The 16,482-nt window shown below is 59.4% G+C and carries 18 protein-coding genes; 14 read left to right on the top strand and 4 right to left on the bottom strand.

Translation table 11 applies throughout. From position 1 onward, the window contains the following. Positions 1 to 9 precede the first annotated feature (9 nt). The 13 genes from IE188_RS09210 to IE188_RS09150 all read left to right on the top strand — a co-directional run bounded on the left by IE188_RS09210 (position 10) and on the right by IE188_RS09150 (position 12,208). On the top strand, positions 10 to 537 hold the full coding sequence (locus IE188_RS09210; protein WP_191286192.1) for a dihydrofolate reductase family protein: 528 nt from the start codon (positions 10 to 12) through the stop codon (positions 535 to 537). 107 nt (positions 538 to 644) lie between these two features. After that, a complete protein-coding gene (locus tag IE188_RS09205) occupies positions 645 to 1,565 on the top strand; it encodes a manganese-dependent inorganic pyrophosphatase (RefSeq protein WP_191286191.1) in 921 nt (306 codons plus the stop codon). 209 nt (positions 1,566 to 1,774) lie between these two features. Continuing rightward, positions 1,775 to 2,956 carry a hypothetical protein gene (locus tag IE188_RS09200; protein WP_191286190.1) on the top strand — a complete coding sequence of 394 codons (1,182 nt, stop codon included), beginning with the start codon at positions 1,775 to 1,777 and terminating at the stop codon, positions 2,954 to 2,956. 253 nt (positions 2,957 to 3,209) lie between these two features. Further along, positions 3,210 to 4,055, top strand: coding sequence for an arsenate reductase/protein-tyrosine-phosphatase family protein (locus IE188_RS09195; RefSeq protein WP_191286189.1), 846 nt, complete (start codon positions 3,210 to 3,212; stop codon positions 4,053 to 4,055). Further along, positions 4,052 to 5,050 carry an ArsJ-associated glyceraldehyde-3-phosphate dehydrogenase gene (locus IE188_RS09190; protein ID WP_191286188.1) on the top strand — a complete coding sequence of 333 codons (999 nt, stop codon included), beginning with the start codon at positions 4,052 to 4,054 and terminating at the stop codon, positions 5,048 to 5,050. Before IE188_RS09195 ends, IE188_RS09190 begins: the two co-directional genes overlap by 4 nt. Further along, positions 5,047 to 6,324, top strand: coding sequence for an organoarsenical effux MFS transporter ArsJ (arsJ, locus tag IE188_RS09185; protein WP_191286187.1), 1,278 nt, complete (start codon positions 5,047 to 5,049; stop codon positions 6,322 to 6,324). Before IE188_RS09190 ends, arsJ begins: the two co-directional genes overlap by 4 nt. Beyond that, the gene (gene arsB, locus IE188_RS09180; RefSeq protein WP_191286186.1) at positions 6,321 to 7,328 is read left to right on the top strand and encodes an ACR3 family arsenite efflux transporter; all 1,008 of its coding nucleotides are present in this window, start codon (positions 6,321 to 6,323) and stop codon (positions 7,326 to 7,328) included. Before arsJ ends, arsB begins: the two co-directional genes overlap by 4 nt. Positions 7,329 to 7,880: 552 nt before the next feature. After that, positions 7,881 to 8,753: a TIGR01459 family HAD-type hydrolase gene (locus IE188_RS09175; RefSeq protein WP_191286185.1), complete on the top strand. Its 873-nt coding sequence runs from the start codon at positions 7,881 to 7,883 to the stop codon at positions 8,751 to 8,753. Positions 8,754 to 8,948: 195 nt separating this feature from the next. Continuing rightward, positions 8,949 to 9,392, top strand: a complete 444-nt coding sequence (locus IE188_RS09170; protein ID WP_191286184.1) for a MaoC family dehydratase — start codon at positions 8,949 to 8,951, stop codon at positions 9,390 to 9,392. Positions 9,393 to 9,469: 77 nt separating this feature from the next. Then, complete coding sequence (locus tag IE188_RS09165; protein ID WP_191286183.1) at positions 9,470 to 10,420, top strand: bifunctional riboflavin kinase/FAD synthetase; 951 nt, start codon at positions 9,470 to 9,472, stop codon at positions 10,418 to 10,420. After that, positions 10,417 to 10,710, top strand: a complete 294-nt coding sequence (locus IE188_RS09160; protein WP_191286182.1) for a Dabb family protein — start codon at positions 10,417 to 10,419, stop codon at positions 10,708 to 10,710. The genes IE188_RS09165 and IE188_RS09160 overlap by 4 nt, the downstream gene beginning before the upstream one ends. Beyond that, positions 10,707 to 11,159: a YcgN family cysteine cluster protein gene (locus IE188_RS09155; protein ID WP_191286181.1), complete on the top strand. Its 453-nt coding sequence runs from the start codon at positions 10,707 to 10,709 to the stop codon at positions 11,157 to 11,159. Before IE188_RS09160 ends, IE188_RS09155 begins: the two co-directional genes overlap by 4 nt. Next, positions 11,159 to 12,208: a threonine aldolase family protein gene (locus IE188_RS09150; RefSeq protein ID WP_191286180.1), complete on the top strand. Its 1,050-nt coding sequence runs from the start codon at positions 11,159 to 11,161 to the stop codon at positions 12,206 to 12,208. Before IE188_RS09155 ends, IE188_RS09150 begins: the two co-directional genes overlap by 1 nt. On the opposite strand, the gene IE188_RS09145 is transcribed toward IE188_RS09150, so the two are convergent. Further along, positions 12,205 to 13,035, bottom strand: coding sequence for an alpha/beta fold hydrolase (locus IE188_RS09145; RefSeq protein ID WP_191286179.1), 831 nt, complete (start codon positions 13,033 to 13,035; stop codon positions 12,205 to 12,207). The genes IE188_RS09150 and IE188_RS09145 overlap by 4 nt on opposite strands. Then, the gene (locus tag IE188_RS09140; protein WP_191286178.1) at positions 13,032 to 13,634 is read right to left on the bottom strand and encodes a 2-hydroxychromene-2-carboxylate isomerase; all 603 of its coding nucleotides are present in this window, start codon (positions 13,632 to 13,634) and stop codon (positions 13,032 to 13,034) included. Before IE188_RS09140 ends, IE188_RS09145 begins: the two co-directional genes overlap by 4 nt. Before the next feature lie 106 nt (positions 13,635 to 13,740). Here IE188_RS09140 and IE188_RS09135 point away from each other — a divergent pair, with 106 nt between their 5' ends. Then, positions 13,741 to 14,754, top strand: coding sequence for a ribose-phosphate pyrophosphokinase (locus IE188_RS09135; RefSeq protein ID WP_191286177.1), 1,014 nt, complete (start codon positions 13,741 to 13,743; stop codon positions 14,752 to 14,754). A gap of 65 nt (positions 14,755 to 14,819) precedes the next feature. Here IE188_RS09135 and IE188_RS09130 read toward each other — a convergent pair whose 3' ends face one another. Together IE188_RS09130 and IE188_RS09125 are read right to left on the bottom strand one after the other, a co-directional pair. Then, complete coding sequence (locus tag IE188_RS09130) at positions 14,820 to 15,167, bottom strand: H-type lectin domain-containing protein (RefSeq protein ID WP_191286176.1); 348 nt, start codon at positions 15,165 to 15,167, stop codon at positions 14,820 to 14,822. 69 nt (positions 15,168 to 15,236) lie between these two features. Next, entirely contained in the window at positions 15,237 to 16,451 is a 1,215-nt protein-coding gene (locus tag IE188_RS09125; RefSeq protein ID WP_191286175.1) for an MFS transporter, read from the bottom strand. Positions 16,452 to 16,482: the final 31 nt, after the last annotated feature.

Here is a 16,482-nt window from a genome sequence, read left to right as displayed (position 1 = left end):
GGATATCCCATGCGTGAAATCATTTATGACGCCGCCGTCAGCCTTGACGGCTTTATTGCTGGCCCCGGCGGAGATGCCTCGGCTTTCCCCGGCGAAGGCGACCACATCGCTCCCTATTTTGACAGGTTGGCCGGATATGGCACCGTGATCATGGGGCGACACACCTACGAATACGGGTACGGCTTCGGCCTTGAACCCGGGGCACGTGCCTATCCCCACATGGATCATCATATCTTCTCGACCACCCTCAGCCTGCCCGACGAAGCTGACGTAACAATTGTGCGGTCTGACTGGCGGTCACATCTGGACAAACTGCGTGCCGGAGACGGGGCGCCGGTTTATCTGTGCGGGGGTGGTCAGTTTGCCGGTTGGGTTCTGCAGCAAGGGCTGATCGACCGGCTGATCCTGAAACTGGCGCCGTTGACATTGGGCGCAGGCGTTCCGCTGTTTGCAGGCGGGCAACTGACGACCCAATGGCAACGCAGATCGGTGACCCACTACGCCAGCGGCGTCACCTTGCTGGAATTCACGCGATAGGCAAAGCCGCGCCCGCCCCCATGCTGCAACGCAGCGCGTGACAAAGGCGGGCGCGCGCCCTATAAGGCTGGCAAATTCCATAACCCTATCAAGACGGACATACCAAGATGACAACCCTCGTTTTCGGCCACAAATCCCCTGACACTGACTCGACCGGCTCGCCCCTGATCTGGGCGTGGTATCTGAACGAAGTGCAGGGCGTGGACGCCAAGCCCGTGCTGCTGGGTCAACCCAACACCGAAGCCGCCTTCATGCTGAAGCGCTGGGGCTTTGATATGCCCGAGATCATCGAGGATGTGGCTGACGACCAGCCTTGCGTCGTCGTCGACACCAACAACCCGGCCGAGCTGCCCGCCAACATCAACGGCGCAGACGTGCAGGCGATCATCGACCACCACAAGCTGGTCGGCGGTCTGGAAACCAAAGGCCCGATCGACATCACCATCCGTCCGCTGGCCTGCACCGCGACCATCATGTACGATCTGATGGGCGACGACGCTGCCAAGATGCCCGAGAACATCAAAGGTGCCGCGCTGACCTGCATCCTGTCAGACACGCTGGAATTCCGCTCGCCCACCACCACCGATCGCGACCGCGACGTCGTGGCCGCGCTGGCCGCTGATCTGGGCGTGAACGTGTCCGACTATGCCGCCGAAATGTTCGCTGCCAAGTCGGATGTATCCGCCTTCTCGGACGCGGAATTGATCCGCATGGATTCAAAGGAATACGAAGTCGCTGGTAAGAAATTCCGCGTCAGTGTCCTGGAAACCACCGCGCCCGAGATCCCGCTGGGCCGCAAGGACAGCCTGATGGAGACCTTCAAAACCGTCGAGGCCGAGGACGGCGTCGATCAGGTTTTGCTGTTCGTCGTGGACATCCTGAAGGAAGAAGCCACCCTGCTGGTCCCCAATGATCTGGTCAAAACCGTGGCCGAAAAGAGCTTCGGCGCGAAGGTGGATGGTGACGTGGTTGTCCTGCCAGGTGTGATGAGCCGGAAGAAGCAGATTATTCCGAATTTGGCTGTGTAGGCTGATACAAGTTGTGAACGGGAAGGCCCGCGCAATCGCGCGGGCTTTTCTTTGGCGTTAGGTCTGCTTTGAGCCCAAATTGCCGAATGCTGCAAGGGGCACGAATGTCTGCTCTATGCGTCTGAGCGGGTATGGCGATGAAATGCGCCTTGATTCTGGCTAGCTTGCACTGTCTCTTGGGTAAAATGCATTTAGTTAGAGCGGGCTCCATGCGCATTTCGACCGTATTCCAGTTCCTTTTCTCGTTCGCACTTCTGGCAGTCGGATACCTTTTGATAACCGGGGGGCTGTCGACCAACAGTCTTTATGACGCCTATCAGCGGTTTTCGTCTGGTGTCGTGGGGTGGTCGGCTGAGGCCAGCCACAACGTGACGGCGACGGCAAGCATCGCTGCGCTCGATAGGTCCAGCTATGCCGGGCAGCTTGATGCGACGATCACCTTCACCGATGCAGGTGGTACTGAGACAGTCTTCGACCTTCATTATCCGACGGATTACAACCTATTCCACGACGGATTTGGCCCCCTTTGGCTGGCCAACTTGCGCCCCGATATCGCGAATAACCCACAAGTGACGCCCGTCCTCGGCAATAGCTGCCTGCAAACGATCAACGGCGAAAACCTCGCGCCGAGCCTCCGATATCGGACGGGATACAAGGAATACATCGTCTGCCGGGTGCTGGACGAGGAAGGTCCAGATGCGCCGCGGTCTTATGACATCACACAGGCCAAGCCTGCGGTCATCGGCTTGATCTGGGCCAACCGGAACCATCAACCGATGGACTACCCGCGCGAGCGTTGTGTCGCTGAGGTGCGCATTTGGTCGACAGAGATCGCCAAGCCGGGTGATCGTTTCATGGCCTGCGTCTTTGTCGTCAGCGAAGAGCCACACCAGGTCGAGACTTACGCTTTCGAGCTGAACGAAGACAGTATTGTCGAAGTGGGTGGCGCAAGCGAAAGCTGGTCACGGGCGGCTGTTGAAACGCGCGCCGCCACGCGCTTGGTGCAGTATCGCTTGATGCAAGAATGGCTCGCCGACCTGCAGATCCATGATGCCGCCGTAGAGCGGGCCTATGCACATGTTGCTGCAAATCTCGATCAGGTTGTCCCGGCGCGCGCGTCACAGTTTGACGGCGTTGAGCGGAAGAACGGTGTCATTATTTTCACCTTCAGGGCAAAGGACACCGCCGAGATGTTCCGCATCCGGGATGGGTCGAACGATGGAGCGGATCGTCATCTCTACCAGCACATCCGCCGACTGGTGTGCGGGTCTGATGAGCGTGCCGCGTTGCTCGCGTTTCAGGAAAACGCGGTGACATATATATACGAACTCAACAGCAGCGACGGGCGACCGATGACGCTGTATGGAGCGTTTCCAAACCTGCCCTGCTAGGAGCGGCTACGCGCTAGTGCTGTGTCGAAAAGCGGCGCGCATTACATCAACAAATAATTTTCGCTTCTGAAAGCTGTCATTGGCGCAGTTGCAGCGAAAGCTCGCAATGTCCCGCGACGCAGCCGTTGGCACAAGATGCAGCTAACGACCGGAATGAGCCCATACCTACCAGATTCCTGCGGCCCGACGAATGTCCGCTAATCGATCTAAAGAAGTATTGCGCAAACGCAAGTAATTCCATAATTCATGGAATATGGAAATATTGATTCCCAATCGCCTCACGACGCTTGGTCACCCGCAGCGGCTGGCCGTGTTTCGGCTACTCATGCGTCGCTATCCGGACCGCGTGCCTGCGACCGAGTTGGCGCAAGCACTCGACCTTAAGCCAAATACACTCTCGACCTATGTGAACGCGCTGATGCAGGCGGGGCTGGTCACACAAGAGCGTGTTGGAACCTCCCTGCGCTACGCGATCGACATGGATGCGGCTCGCGAGACGTTCGTTTATCTGCTGCGCGACTGCTGCCGCGGTCGCCCGGAGATCTGTTCACCCCTTACGTCTGTTGGCTTCGACGGAGACAGTCCCATGACTGATCGCAAGTACAAAGTCCTTTTCATCTGCACCGGCAATTCCGCACGCTCGATCTTTGCAGAGTCGATACTACGCAAGGAGGCGGGTGACAGATTTGTTGCTTACTCGGCGGGGACAAAGCCACGCTCAGAGCTGAACCCGTTCGCGCTCGAAGTTCTTGAACAAAAGGGGCATGATATCTCTGTCCTGGAGTCGAAGAACGTGTCGGTCTTCCAAGGCAACGATGCCCCACACTTTGATTTTGTTTTCACAGTTTGCAATCAGGCGGCCAATGAGGAATGCCCGGCTTGGACAGGCCAGCCGGTGAGCGCCCATTGGGGTATGCCGGACCCGGTGAAGGTCGAAGGCTCGAACGCTGAAAAGAGCCTGGCCTTTCATCAGTCGTATGCTGCGCTGCTGAACCGGATCAAAGCCTTCACGGCTTTGCCAATCGCGTCTCTTGACCGGATCGCGTTGCAGAAGGCCGTGGACGACATCGCACAAACAAATGAAGGAGCCTCTGCTTGACTACCTACGCCCTCAACGGCCTTGGCCGGATCGGAAAACTCGCCCTGAAGCCATTGCTGGACCGCGGAGCCAAGATTGCCTGGATCAACGACGCCTTGGGTGATCCTGAGATGCATGCCCATCTTCTGGAGTTCGATACCGTGCATGGTCGGTGGGAAGCCGATTTCTCTCATGATGCGGATAGCGTGACGATCAATGGCACGCGGCTTCCGTTCATTGGAACCAAAAATATCAACGACCTTCCATCGGAAGGCGTGGATGTTGTGATCGACTGCACCGGGGTCTTCAAGTCCGAGGCGAAGCTCGCCCCTTACTTCGAAGCGGGTTTTAAAAAAGTTGTCGTCTCTGCACCTGTGAAGGATGGCGATGCAGCCAATATCGTCTACGGCGTGAACCATGACATCTATGATGCGGGCAAACACCGGATTGTCACGGCGGCGAGCTGCACGACAAACTGCCTCGCGCCGGTCGTGAAGGTCATTCACGAAAACCTCGGCATCAAGCACGGCTCCATCACCACGATCCACGATGTGACGAACACCCAAACCATCGTGGACCGGCCCGCAAAGGACTTGCGTCGCGCGCGCTCGGCGCTGAATTCTCTGATCCCAACGACGACAGGCAGCGCGACCGCGATCACGCTCATCTATCCGGAGCTGACAGGGCGTCTGAACGGGCACGCAGTGAGGGTTCCGCTCCTGAACGCGTCACTGACCGATTGTGTGTTCGAGGTGGAGCGTGAAACCACGGCTGAAGAGGTCAATGCTCTTTTCAAGGCCGCAGCGGACGATGAGCTGAAAGGTATTCTGGGCTACGAGGAAAGACCCCTTGTCTCAACCGATTATACCAATGACGCACGCTCCAGCATCGTGGATGCGCCGTCGACAATGGTCATCAACGGGACGCAACTGAAGGTCTTTGCCTGGTATGACAACGAGATGGGCTATGCTCATCGTCTTGTCGATGTTGCACTGATGGTTGGAGCGTCAGTGTGACCGACACATCCGCGCGGCCAGAGGGGCTGTCAGCCTATATCGCCGTGACGGCTGCCTATTGGGCCTTCATGCTCACCGATGGCGCGCTCAGAATGCTGGTGCTACTGCACTTCCATACGTTGGGTTTCAGCCCCGTTCAGCTCGCCTACCTATTCGTGCTCTATGAGATTGCGGGTATGGTGACCAATCTCTGTGCCGGTTGGATCGCGGCCCGCTTCGGGTTGACCTCCACGCTCTATGCCGGCCTCGGCATTCAGGTCTTGGGCTTGTTGGCTTTGGCGCAGCTCGACCCGACCTGGGCTATTGGCGCCTCAGTCGCCTATGTGATGGTCGTCCAGGGCGCGAGCGGGGTGGCCAAAGACCTTGCGAAGATGTCGTCCAAATCTGCCGTGAAGGTCTTGGCTCCGTCCGAGGATGGCGGGCTGTTCCGGTGGGTGGCGCTGCTGACGGGTTCCAAGAATGCCGTGAAGGGCCTTGGCTTCTTGTTGGGGGCCGCACTGCTGGCGACGCTCGGTTTTGTCTGGGCTGTCCTGGGGATGGCAGCAATCCTCGCTGTCATTTTGATCGCCGTGTTGATCGCGATGCCACCAGGTCTGCCGAAGGGTCGGAAAGGTGCAAAGTTCTCCGAGGTCTTTTCCAGGTCATCGAACGTGAACTGGCTCTCGGCGGCTCGTGTGTTTCTGTTCGGGGCGCGCGACGTCTGGTTCGTGGTCGGCATCCCCATCTACTTCTATGCGGTGCTGTCTGACGGGACCGTGGCTGGAAACCGAACTGCCTTCTTCATGATCGGGACGTTCATGGCGGTTTGGGTGATCCTCTACGGCTTCATACAAGCGTCGGCCCCACGAATTCTGCGTGCGTCATCACGGTCAGAAAGCGATTTGGTGTATGCCGCAAAGGGTTGGGCATGGACCCTTACAGCGATCCCTGCCGCTCTGACAGTTGCGGCCCTGGCCTCTGATGGTCCTCAGACCTGGCTGACCATCACACTGATTGCGGGCCTGCTGCTCTTTGGCGCGATCTTTGCGATTAACTCTGCCCTCCATTCCTACCTGATCCTTGCCTTCACGAAGGCGGAGCGGGTCACCATGGATGTCGGGTTCTATTACATGGCGAACGCGGGGGGGCGGCTCCTAGGTACGGTGCTGTCTGGGGTAACCTATCAGCTTGGAGGCCTGCCGATGATGCTGGGGACCGCAACGCTCATGGTCGCGCTTGCCGGATTGGCCGCTGCACGCCTCAATCCCGAAATTTCTGAAGAGATCAAAGTATGAGTTTGTTTGAACGATATCTGTCCGTTTGGATTGCTTTGGCGATCATCGCAGGCATTGCAATCGGAAGCGCCGCGCCGGGATTGGTGAACGCCATCGCTGCCGCTGAAGTTGCGAGCGTCAACCTCGTCGTCGCTGTTCTGATCTGGGCAATGGTCTACCCGATGATGGTGGGCGTTGATCTCGGAAGCCTGCGCGATGTCGTCAAACAACCGAAAGGCCTTGCTATCACGCTCATCGTGAACTGGCTTATCAAGCCATTCACCATGGCCGCGCTCGGGGTTCTGTTCTTTGAGGTAGTTTTTGCCGATCTGATCGCACCGGAAGATGCGCAGCAATACATCGCCGGTCTCATACTGCTCGGGGCCGCGCCATGTACCGCGATGGTTTTCGTCTGGTCTCAGCTCACACGCGGCGACGAAAGCTACACGCTTTTGCAGGTTTCGGTGAACGACGTGGTGATGGTGTTTGCCTTTGCCCCGATTGTCGCTTTCCTTTTGGGCGTAACGGAAATCACGGTCCCTTGGGAGACCTTGGTGCTCTCAGTCGTGCTCTTTGTCCTGTTGCCGTTTGTGGCAGGCTTCCTGACCCGTCGGCAACTCGGCAGCGCAGATCGTATTGAGACATTCCAAGGCCGAGTCAAACCCTGGTCCGTGATCGGCTTGATCGCGACCGTAGTGATCCTCTTTGGTCTTCAGGGCCAGGTGATCCTGGATCGCCCACAGGTCATCGCCCTGATTGCCGTGCCCATCCTAATCCAATCCTACGGCATCTTTGCGGTGGCATATGCAGCCGCCTACGCCTTACGGGTTCCGCATCGGATCGCGGCACCCTGCGCCTTGATCGGAACATCGAATTTCTTCGAACTTGCTGTGGCCGTCGCCATCAGTCTCTTCGGGCTGAATTCCGGCGCGGCTTTGGCAACGGTGGTTGGCGTTCTGGTCGAAGTGCCGGTCATGCTGTCCCTTGTGGCATTCGCCAACCGAACGCGCGCCAAGTTCGCTTGAGAAACATCAGCCGATCGCAAGTCTGCTATCGTAGGTCAAGTCTTTGACGAAAAAGATGGAGCGAAGCAAATGCCAACACGCAGACCATGTTACGGGACAATGTTCCCAAACGTTATCGCACCGATTGATACAGGCATTCATTCTGGGAAAGTGTTCTCGTTTGAGATCAGTAATATCGGGTGGGCGCGCGGAGAGCGGAATGTGGAAGTATCGGACTAAGAGTGGGAGGATTGCCTAAGCTGTCCAGACTTCGAAACTTGCTACAAGCTGTCATCGGCCAAGTTGATGATTCTGACTGCCATCAGAGACGCGTGAACACTCCGACAGATGCGGGTGATTGAACTTGCTTGGGCTTAAACAAGGGATCGGCTGTTTAAGAAGTTGGCGGTGGCTCGCACGACCTACCGTCATGCAAACCGGTTCAAAGCAGTCATTGATCCATCTGGATTGAATGGCAGGTTCGTCCCGCGAAGCAGACCATACCCGGCATATCCCCCTAGCCACCTCCGTCCCCCTCTGCCATACCTTCCTTGAGACCCAAGGAGCCGCGCCATGACCCGCATCATCGAAAGCCTCAGCGAAATTTCCAGCACCTACGACGCCTATTTCGTCGACCTCTGGGGCTGCGTGCATGACGGGGTGCATCCTTACCCGGAGGCGGTCGAGGCATTGCGCAAGGTTCGCGCAAACGGTGGATTTGTCGTCCTTGTAACCAACGCCCCGCGTCACCGCACCTCGGTCGAAGGCCAGTTGGACCAGATCGGCGTGCCGCGCGATTGCTGGGACACCATTGCAACCTCGGGCGACAGCGCGCGGGCGGCGATGTTTACCGGCGCTGTAGGCAACAAGGTCTGGTTCATGGGCGAGGCGCATGATCGGTCCTTCTTCGACCCGATGGCGATCATTGATGATCCGGTCGAGATCGAAGAAGTCGCGTTGGAACATGCCGAGGGCATCGTCTGCTGCGGCCCGTTCGACCCGCACGCTCACCCCGACACGCTGCGCCCCCAGTTGCTGCTGGCCAAGCAGTACGGGTTGAAACTGCTTTGTGCGAACCCCGATATTGTGGTGGATCGCGGCGAACAGCGGGAATGGTGCGCGGGCGCCGTGGCCCAGCTCTACACCGAAATGGGCGGCGAAAGCCTGTATTTCGGCAAGCCCCACCCCCCGATCTATGACCTTGCGCGGCGTCGCATGATCGCGGAAGGGCGGTCGGTGGACAACGCCCGTATCCTGGCGATTGGCGATGGGATCCGCACCGACATCAAGGGCGCGCAGGGTGAAGATATTGATTCTCTGTTCATCACAGGCGGTTTGGCGCGGGAAGAAACCCGCACCGGCAAACAGCCGGATGCAGAAGCGTTGGAACGGTTTGTCGCGGCCGAGATGATCACACCCACATACGCGATCGGCTATCTGCGCTAGGCTTCACAGCCGTTCAGCCTTGAAAAACAGGCAGGTCAGGGGGACGTCGCCACCCCGCGATGGCCGCGCGTCATACGTCCAGCCATCGCTCTTTGATCCATCCAACCGATGTTTTCCCTTGCTTTTCTGCAGTTGCAAAGTAATATTATTGCCAATTCAGAAGGCTATTGGTCTTTTTGTAACCGGAGGATCCAGATGTTGGACAATTTCCCGCGCGGCACGATCTGCATTGAAGAGCTGGAAATCGGCATGTCGCGGCATGTCACCAAGGAAGTGACGGACCGGGATATCGAGATGTTCGCCGAAATCTCGACCGATCGGAACCCGGTGCATCTGGACGATGAATATGCCAATGACACGATCTTCGAAGGACGGATTGCCCACGGGATGCTGACGGCGGGTCTGATCTCGGCCGTGATTGGCGAGCAGCTTCCGGGCCATGGCACCATCTATATGGGGCAAAGCCTGACCTTCCTGGCCCCCGTTCGCCCCGGCGATACCGTACGGGCCGAAGTCACCGTTCTGGACATCGACCACGCCAAGCGGCGCGTCACGCTGAAAACGGAATGTCTGGTCGATGGAAAGCCGGTTTTGAAGGGTGAAGCGAAGGTTCTGGCCCCGTCGGCCAAGTTCGACTGATCCGACCAGAACACAAAATCTCACGGCCCTGCACCGCTGGACTTGCACCCCATCGCTTGGGGCGATAATGCCAGCACATGCGGATCGTGCGGGACTATCAGTTTGTCGACAAAGCAGATCGCGGCGCCTCGGCCGCGATTGGAAATTTCGACGGCGTCCACCTTGGCCATCAATACGTGATCGACATCGCGCGTGCGCAGGCCAAGGCCAGCCAGACCCCGCTGGGCGTGATGACCTTCGAGCCGCATCCCCGCCAGTACTTTGCCCCGAAAAGCCCCCCCTTTCGATTGATGAGTGCGGACGCCCGCGCACACAGGCTGGAAAAGCTGGGCGTCGAGCGACTGTATGAACTGAGCTTCAACGACACCCTGTCCGCCCTGCCCCCCGAGGCGTTCGCCCGGCGCGTGATTGTCGACGGTTTGGGCCTGAACCACGTGGTCATCGGTGCGGATTTCCATTTCGGCAAGGGCCGCGCGGGCAAGGCCGATGACATGGCCGCACTGGGTCGGCAGATGGGTTTCGGCGTGACCATCGCCCCGCTGATGTCCGACGAAGTGGGCGAGGTGAGTTCGACCGCCATCCGCGACGCGCTGAGCGAAGGCCGCCCGCGTGATGCAGCCCGCATGTTGGGCCATTGGCACCGCATCGAAGGCGAGGTTATTCGCGGCGACCAGCGCGGGCGTGATCTGGGTTACCCCACCGCGAACATGTCCATCGAAGGGCTGCATCCCCCCAAATTCGGCGTTTATGTCGTCGAGGTCGACATTTTGACCGGGCCGCACAAGGGCAGCTACGGTGGCGCTGCATCCATGGGCACGCGACCCATGTTCGGCGAGAACCGCCCGAACCTTGAGAGCTTCATCTTCGATTTCAAGGGCGACATTTATGGCGAGCAGATCTCGGTCGCGTTGATCGAATATCTGCGACCGGAACAAGTGTTTGACGGGGTTGATGCCCTGATCGCACAGATGGATGACGACTGCACCCGCGCGCGCGAAATTCTGGCGAGGTTGGAGGCCGCAGGATGATCCGCCATATCGTATTCTTCACCGCCAAACGAGCCGAGGATCGCGACACAATTCGCGCAGGGCTTGAGCTGCTGAAGGACATTCCGCATTGCTTGCGCCTGGAAGTGGCCGAGAACTTCGCGACCGACCCTATTCCCGGCCCTTCGCCCGATGTGGTCGTGTACGGAGAATTCAAGGACGAAGCCCAGCTCGCCGCCTACAAGGCGCATCCGCTCTATCAGCAATCCATCGCGCGGGTGCGCCCCCTGCGCGAGTTGCGAGTGGCTGCAGATTTCATGGCGGACGGATGACCCAGAGCCTGCGCAAGACCTTTTGGGAACTGCCGCTTGATCGCCTGACCCCCTCTGAATGGGAGGCCCTGTGCGATGGTTGCGGCAAGTGCTGTCTGAACAAGCTGGAAGATGCTGATACGGGCGAGATCGTGTTCACCCGCGTGGCCTGTCGCCTGTTGGACGGTGAGACCTGCCGCTGTTCACAATATGACATCCGACTGCAATTCGTACCGGAATGCATCGTTCTGACGCCTGAAAACATTGCCGAAACGGCGTATTTCATGCCCGCCTCCTGCGCCTATCGATTGCGCCACGAAGGTAAGCCGCTTTATGACTGGCATCCGCTGATTTCAGGTGATCCCGACAGCGTGCACACCGCCGGGCGCAGCGTGCAGGGCTGGACGGTGCCGGAATTTGAAGTGCCCGAAGAGGAATGGGAAGATCACCTGATCGAGGAGCCGCATTGATGTTTTTTGCCTCTGACAACACCGGCCCCGCCCATCCCAAGGTGATGGAGGCGTTGACCCGCGCCAATGACGGCTATGCGATGCCCTATGGGGCCGACGCCATAATGGACGAGGTTCGCGCCCGCATCCGCGATACTTTCGAAGCGCCCGACGCCGCGGTTTATCTGGTGGCGACTGGCACGGCAGCAAACTCGATCAGCTTGGCCACCCTGTCGCAACCGTGGGACACCATTTTTTGCGCGACTCAGGCGCATATCCAGGAAGATGAGTGCAACGCGCCGGAATTCTATACAGGCGGCGCCAAGCTGACGCTTGTCCCGTCGGATCACGCCAAGATAACCCCGGCAGCCCTGCGCCGTGCCATCGAGGCCGAGGAAAGCCGGGGGGTACACGGCCCGCAACGTGGCCCGGTGTCGATTACCAATGTGACTGAACGCGGCACGGTCTATTCCGTTGCCGAACTGACCGCCCTGTGCGACCTGGCCAAGTCTTTCAACCTGCCCACCCATCTGGACGGAGCGCGTTTCGCGAATGCGCTGGTGGCCCTTGGCTGCTCCCCGGCCGAGATGACATGGAAAGCCGGGATCGACGCGGTCAGTTTCGGTGGCACCAAGAATGGTTGCATGGGGGTTGAAGCGGTAATCTTTTTTGACCCGAAACACGCGTGGGAGTTCGAGCTTCGGCGCAAACGCGGGGCGCATCTGTTTTCCAAGCATCGTTTCCTGTCCGCGCAAATGCTGGCCTATCTGACGGATGACCTTTGGCTCGACCTTGCCCGCCGGGCCAACGCGGCCAACGCGCGGTTGGTGCGTGGGTTGAAACAGATCGAGGGCGTGACCTTCCTGCATGAGCCGGAGGCCAACATGAGCTTTGCCGGATGGACCCGTGCGGGACATCAGCGTCTGCATGATGCCGGGGCGGCCTATTACATCTGGGAGGGTACGCTGGACGGTGCAGATCCGGACGAGCTGCTGACCGCACGTATGGTGGCGGATTGGTCGATGAGCGAAGAGAATATCGACAGGTTTGTCGATCTGGTCCGGGGTTAACCCACCAGACTTTCGGTTTCGCGCAAGAAGGCTGACATCAAGCCCGCAACTTCGCCCGCATGGGTGATCGGGGCCATGTGCCCTGCCCCGTCAATCACGTGACGCTGAACATCCGGCAGACGGGCCTCCAGCACATCATGCACCGCGCCGACCAACGCGGGAGACCGCGTGCCCTCCATCAACAGAACCGGCATGTTCACCCGCTCCAACGCGCCCGGCGCGACTTGGCCATGAACATCAGCATAAATAACCGCGTTTGCTGCCGGGATCAGATGTATGCGTTTTGCCATATCCTCGCGCTGAGAAATGGGCAACGCCTGCCATGCCGAATCACGCCCCCACATGGTGTTGAAAATATGCGCGGCCTTCATCCGGTCGCCCGCGTCCAGAGCCGCAGCAAAGGGGCCATTCATCACGTCCAGATTGTCGGCAAAGGCTTTGCTGCCGCGCGCAGCCGCAAACACGACAGGTTCAAACAAGGTCAGACTGCGCACCAGATCCGGGCGGCGCTGCGCCAGCCGCAGGGCAATGGTGCCCCCGAAACTGTGCCCGATCAGGTCAATCGGGCCGGGACATTCCTGATCCCACAGGGCTTCGGTGATTATTACTGCCGTGTCCTGAAAATCCCCGACACCGTCCCAATCCGCGCTGCGGCCATGGCCGGGCAGATCAAGCGCCACCATGGTCAGCAGATCGGCAAGCTGTCGTTCAACACCCCGCCAGGCGCCGGAATGCGCCAGCGAGCAATGGATCATCAGCGCAGAACGCGACCCATTTCCTGACCGATGCCAATAGGTCTGGTGCCCGGCAAGCGTCTGAAGGGTCATCCGTTTTTATCACCCAGATGCCTGTCCAATGCATCAAGACGATCCTGTCCCCAGAACTTCTCGCCATCATCGCAAACGTAAAAGGGTGAGCCGAATACCCCCGCGCTGACCGCGTCTTCCAGATTGCGGCCATAGGCCTCGGCCCCGGCCAGAAGACCGCGATCGGCAAGGCCGGGATCATAGCCCGCATCCGACAGGCAGGCCTTGATCACCTCGTCCTGCGCTATGTCCTTTTCGTCGACCCAGCAGGCGCGCATGATGCCGTGCACCAGCGCACCAAGATCCCCGCCGCCCGCAGACTGCGCCGCGATGATCGCATAGGACGCGGGGGCACCGTTGGTGGGCCAGTGGGCGGGTGTGTGGTTCATCGGCAAGTCCAGCGCCTTGGACCACCGTTTCAACTCCTGCATTCGATAGTCCATCCGCGACGGGTGACGGTCCTTGGGAAGCGTCCCGCCCGTGCGCATGAAAAGCTGCCCGATATCCAACGGTTTGTAGGTGACTCCTGCGCCATGCCGCGCGGCCATGTCCTCAAGCCGCGATCCGGCCAGATAGGCCCAGGGCGACAATACCGTGAAATAATAGTCGATCTGCGTCATTTTTCCGGCCCCTGTTGCCCCATTGCTGTTCCAAGGAATCTATCCCGATGCTAAGGGGTGTCAACGTCACGATTCTGTCACACAGACCACGCCGGGAACTGCTGCCATGCCATCCACCACCGAACCGAAACTTATCTCGGGCAATGCCAATCGCCCGCTTGCCCAGGCCGTTGCCAAGCGCATGTCGATGCACCGCGGATCCTCGGTCGGGCTGGTCGATGCGCGGGTCGAACGCTTCAACGATCAGGAAGTCTTTGTCGAGATTTACGAGAATGTGCGCGGCGAGGATATGTTCATCATCCAGCCCACCTCGAACCCGGCCAACGACAACCTGATGGAGCTTCTGATCATCTCGGACACGCTGCGCCGGTCGTCTGCGTCACGCGTCACCGCCGTGATCCCCTATTTCGGTTACGCACGGCAGGATCGCCGCACAAAGGCCCGCACGCCGATTTCGGCCAAGCTGGTGGCCAACCTGATCGCCCAGTCGGGGATTGAACGGGTCCTGACCATGGACCTGCACGCGGCCCAGATTCAGGGCTTTTTCGACATTCCGGTGGACAACCTCTATGCCAGCCCGATTTTTGCGCTGGACGTCAAACATCATTTCAAGGATTGCCTGGACGAGGTGATGGTGATTTCGCCTGACGTGGGCGGTGTGGCCCGCGCGCGCGAACTGGCCAAACGCATCAACGCCCCGCTGGCCATCGTCGACAAGCGCCGCGAGAAAGCAGGCGAAGTGGCCGAGATGACCGTGATCGGCAATGTCGAGGGCAAACGCTGCATCATCATCGACGACATCTGCGACACCGCCGGCACATTGTGCAAGGCCGCAGAGGTTCTGATGGAAAACGGCGCGCAAGAGGTGCATTCCTATATCACCCACGGCGTGATGTCCGGCCCGGCGGTCGAGCGGGTGTCAAAATCCGTCATGAAATCGCTTGTCATCACGGATTCGATCCAACCGACCGATCCCGTGAAGAACGCCCCCAATATCCGCATTGTCCCCACCGCGCCGATGTTTGCACAGGCGATCCTGAACATCTGGGGCGGCACCTCGGTGTCATCGCTGTTCGATCACGACACGCTGGAGCCGCTGTATGAAGGGATGTATTCCTGATCCCCTTCGACACTCAACGACATCAAAGGCCCTTCGGGGCCTTTTTTTGATGGCCGAAGGGTCGGTCAGACGTCCCAATCCTCTTCGCTGCTGACTTCACCGATCGCCGTCCAGTCCACGCGCAGCCGTGCGACGCGTGTATCGCCCCAGGTGCGGAATACGATTTGAAACCCGTCCTCTGTCACGTTCTCGGCCGATATGTCGGCCCGCGCATTGGTGCGATTGTCCAAATCCCACATCGACACGCTGACATGCACCGAAGGCGGGGTCAGGTAGCTTTCTGAAAACTCGATGCGGGTTGTCAGTTTTCGCGGGCCGCTGCCCGTCCACATGACCCCATCATGTTCAAAATCCGAGAACAAGATCGTGCTGCCTTGGTCCACCCCGACCTTGTGAGTTCGGATCCTGCGCATGTTTGCCGGCCTCGTGCATATCTTCGTCTCGACAGCAGACCCCAAACGTGGCCGGGTGACAAGCGTTGGCTACCGGCCAAGACGCAGGAAAAAGGGAAACAGCACAACCACCAGCGCGCCGGAAAACAGAAATGGCGCGCCGGGCAGATAGATCGCCCCCTCTGCAGCCGCGAAAACCTGAAAGATCCATGTGACCAGCATCGGCCCGATCACAGCCGCGATTGAACCCAGGCTGGCAATCACGCCTTGCAGCAGCCCCTGACGGTCCTCATCGACCATGTTGGCCATCATCGCGGTCATGGTGGGCGGCGCCATATCGGCCAGTGCGGCAATCAGGATGGCGGCGAACATGACATAGGCGCTGCCCGTGATGCCAAAAATTGCGAAGGCAAGGATGGCGCAGATGATGGCGAAGATCAGCGTCCGAAACTCGCCCAAACGCGGGATGATCAGGCGCATGACAACGCCCTGGGTAAACGCCACCGCGATGCCATAAGCGGCCAGCGTCAGGCCGATCAGCGCGGTGCTCCATCCGAACATCTCGCGTGTCCAGAAAGCCCAAAGCGTCGGATAGACCAAATTGGCAAACTCGAACAGGAAGATCAGCGCCAGGGGCAGGCCCAGCCCCGGCAGTTTGAACGCATCTAGGATCGAGCCGAACGGGTTCAGGTCGCGCCGCCGAAACGCGCGCCGTTTCTCGGGGGGCAGGCTTTCGGGCAGGACGAACAGGCCCAGTGCCACGTTCAGCCCGGCAAACACCGCCGCCAGCCAGAACGGGGCCGAAAGGTGGAAACTGGCGACAAAACCGCCGATGGCCGGTCCCATCACGAAGCCGATCCCGAAGGTCGCCCCGATCAGGCCGAAATTGGCAGCCCGGTCCTCTGGCCGCGAGATGTCGGCCAGATAGGCTGTCGCAGTGATATAGGTCGCCCCGGCGATCCCCGCCAGAATGCGCCCGGCCAGCAGCCACCAGAAGGTCGTCACCAGCGCCATGACCACATAGTCGACCGTCAACGCAACAAGCGCCAGCAAGAGCACGGGCCGGCGCCCCAGGCTGTCGGAAATGCCGCCGATGATCGGCGCGAACAGAAACTGCATCGCCGCGTAGGACGCCATCAGAATCCCGCCCCAGAACGCACCGTCAGCGGTGCTGTCGGCGCCAACCCGCAGCATCAGGTCCGGCATGATCGGGAACACGATGCCGATCCCCACAGCGTCCAGCAGGATCGTCGCCAGGATGAACCAGATGGCGGTGCGGTTGGGTGTCGGGCGGGCTTCGGTCATGCGCGTATCTCTGACGACTTCCTGCGTCGGG

The organism is Aliiroseovarius zhejiangensis, assembly GCF_014656375.1.
Lineage (GTDB): Bacteria > Pseudomonadota > Alphaproteobacteria > Rhodobacterales > Rhodobacteraceae > Aliiroseovarius > Aliiroseovarius zhejiangensis.
The sequence above is the reverse complement of the archived record's forward strand: the minus strand, read 5'-3'. Positions and strand labels throughout refer to the sequence as shown.

Excerpts from the sequence above, each read along its gene's own strand:
- IE188_RS09210 (WP_191286192.1), top strand. The coding sequence starts at position 10 with ATGCGTGAAATCATTTATGACGCCGCCGTCAGCCTTGACGGCTTTATT.
- IE188_RS09205 (WP_191286191.1), top strand. The coding sequence starts at position 645 with ATGACAACCCTCGTTTTCGGCCACAAATCCCCTGACACTGACTCGACC.
- IE188_RS09200 (WP_191286190.1), top strand. The coding sequence starts at position 1,775 with ATGCGCATTTCGACCGTATTCCAGTTCCTTTTCTCGTTCGCACTTCTG.
- IE188_RS09195 (WP_191286189.1), top strand. The coding sequence starts at position 3,210 with ATGGAAATATTGATTCCCAATCGCCTCACGACGCTTGGTCACCCGCAG.
- arsB (WP_191286186.1), top strand. The coding sequence starts at position 6,321 with ATGAGTTTGTTTGAACGATATCTGTCCGTTTGGATTGCTTTGGCGATC.
- IE188_RS09175 (WP_191286185.1), top strand. The coding sequence starts at position 7,881 with ATGACCCGCATCATCGAAAGCCTCAGCGAAATTTCCAGCACCTACGAC.
- IE188_RS09170 (WP_191286184.1), top strand. The coding sequence starts at position 8,949 with ATGTTGGACAATTTCCCGCGCGGCACGATCTGCATTGAAGAGCTGGAA.
- IE188_RS09165 (WP_191286183.1), top strand. The coding sequence starts at position 9,470 with ATGCGGATCGTGCGGGACTATCAGTTTGTCGACAAAGCAGATCGCGGC.
- IE188_RS09160 (WP_191286182.1), top strand. The coding sequence starts at position 10,417 with ATGATCCGCCATATCGTATTCTTCACCGCCAAACGAGCCGAGGATCGC.
- IE188_RS09155 (WP_191286181.1), top strand. The coding sequence starts at position 10,707 with ATGACCCAGAGCCTGCGCAAGACCTTTTGGGAACTGCCGCTTGATCGC.
- IE188_RS09150 (WP_191286180.1), top strand. The coding sequence starts at position 11,159 with ATGTTTTTTGCCTCTGACAACACCGGCCCCGCCCATCCCAAGGTGATG.
- IE188_RS09145 (WP_191286179.1), bottom strand. The coding sequence starts at position 13,035 with ATGACCCTTCAGACGCTTGCCGGGCACCAGACCTATTGGCATCGGTCA.
- IE188_RS09140 (WP_191286178.1), bottom strand. The coding sequence starts at position 13,634 with ATGACGCAGATCGACTATTATTTCACGGTATTGTCGCCCTGGGCCTAT.
- IE188_RS09135 (WP_191286177.1), top strand. The coding sequence starts at position 13,741 with ATGCCATCCACCACCGAACCGAAACTTATCTCGGGCAATGCCAATCGC.
- IE188_RS09130 (WP_191286176.1), bottom strand. The coding sequence starts at position 15,167 with ATGCGCAGGATCCGAACTCACAAGGTCGGGGTGGACCAAGGCAGCACG.
- IE188_RS09125 (WP_191286175.1), bottom strand. The coding sequence starts at position 16,451 with ATGACCGAAGCCCGCCCGACACCCAACCGCACCGCCATCTGGTTCATC.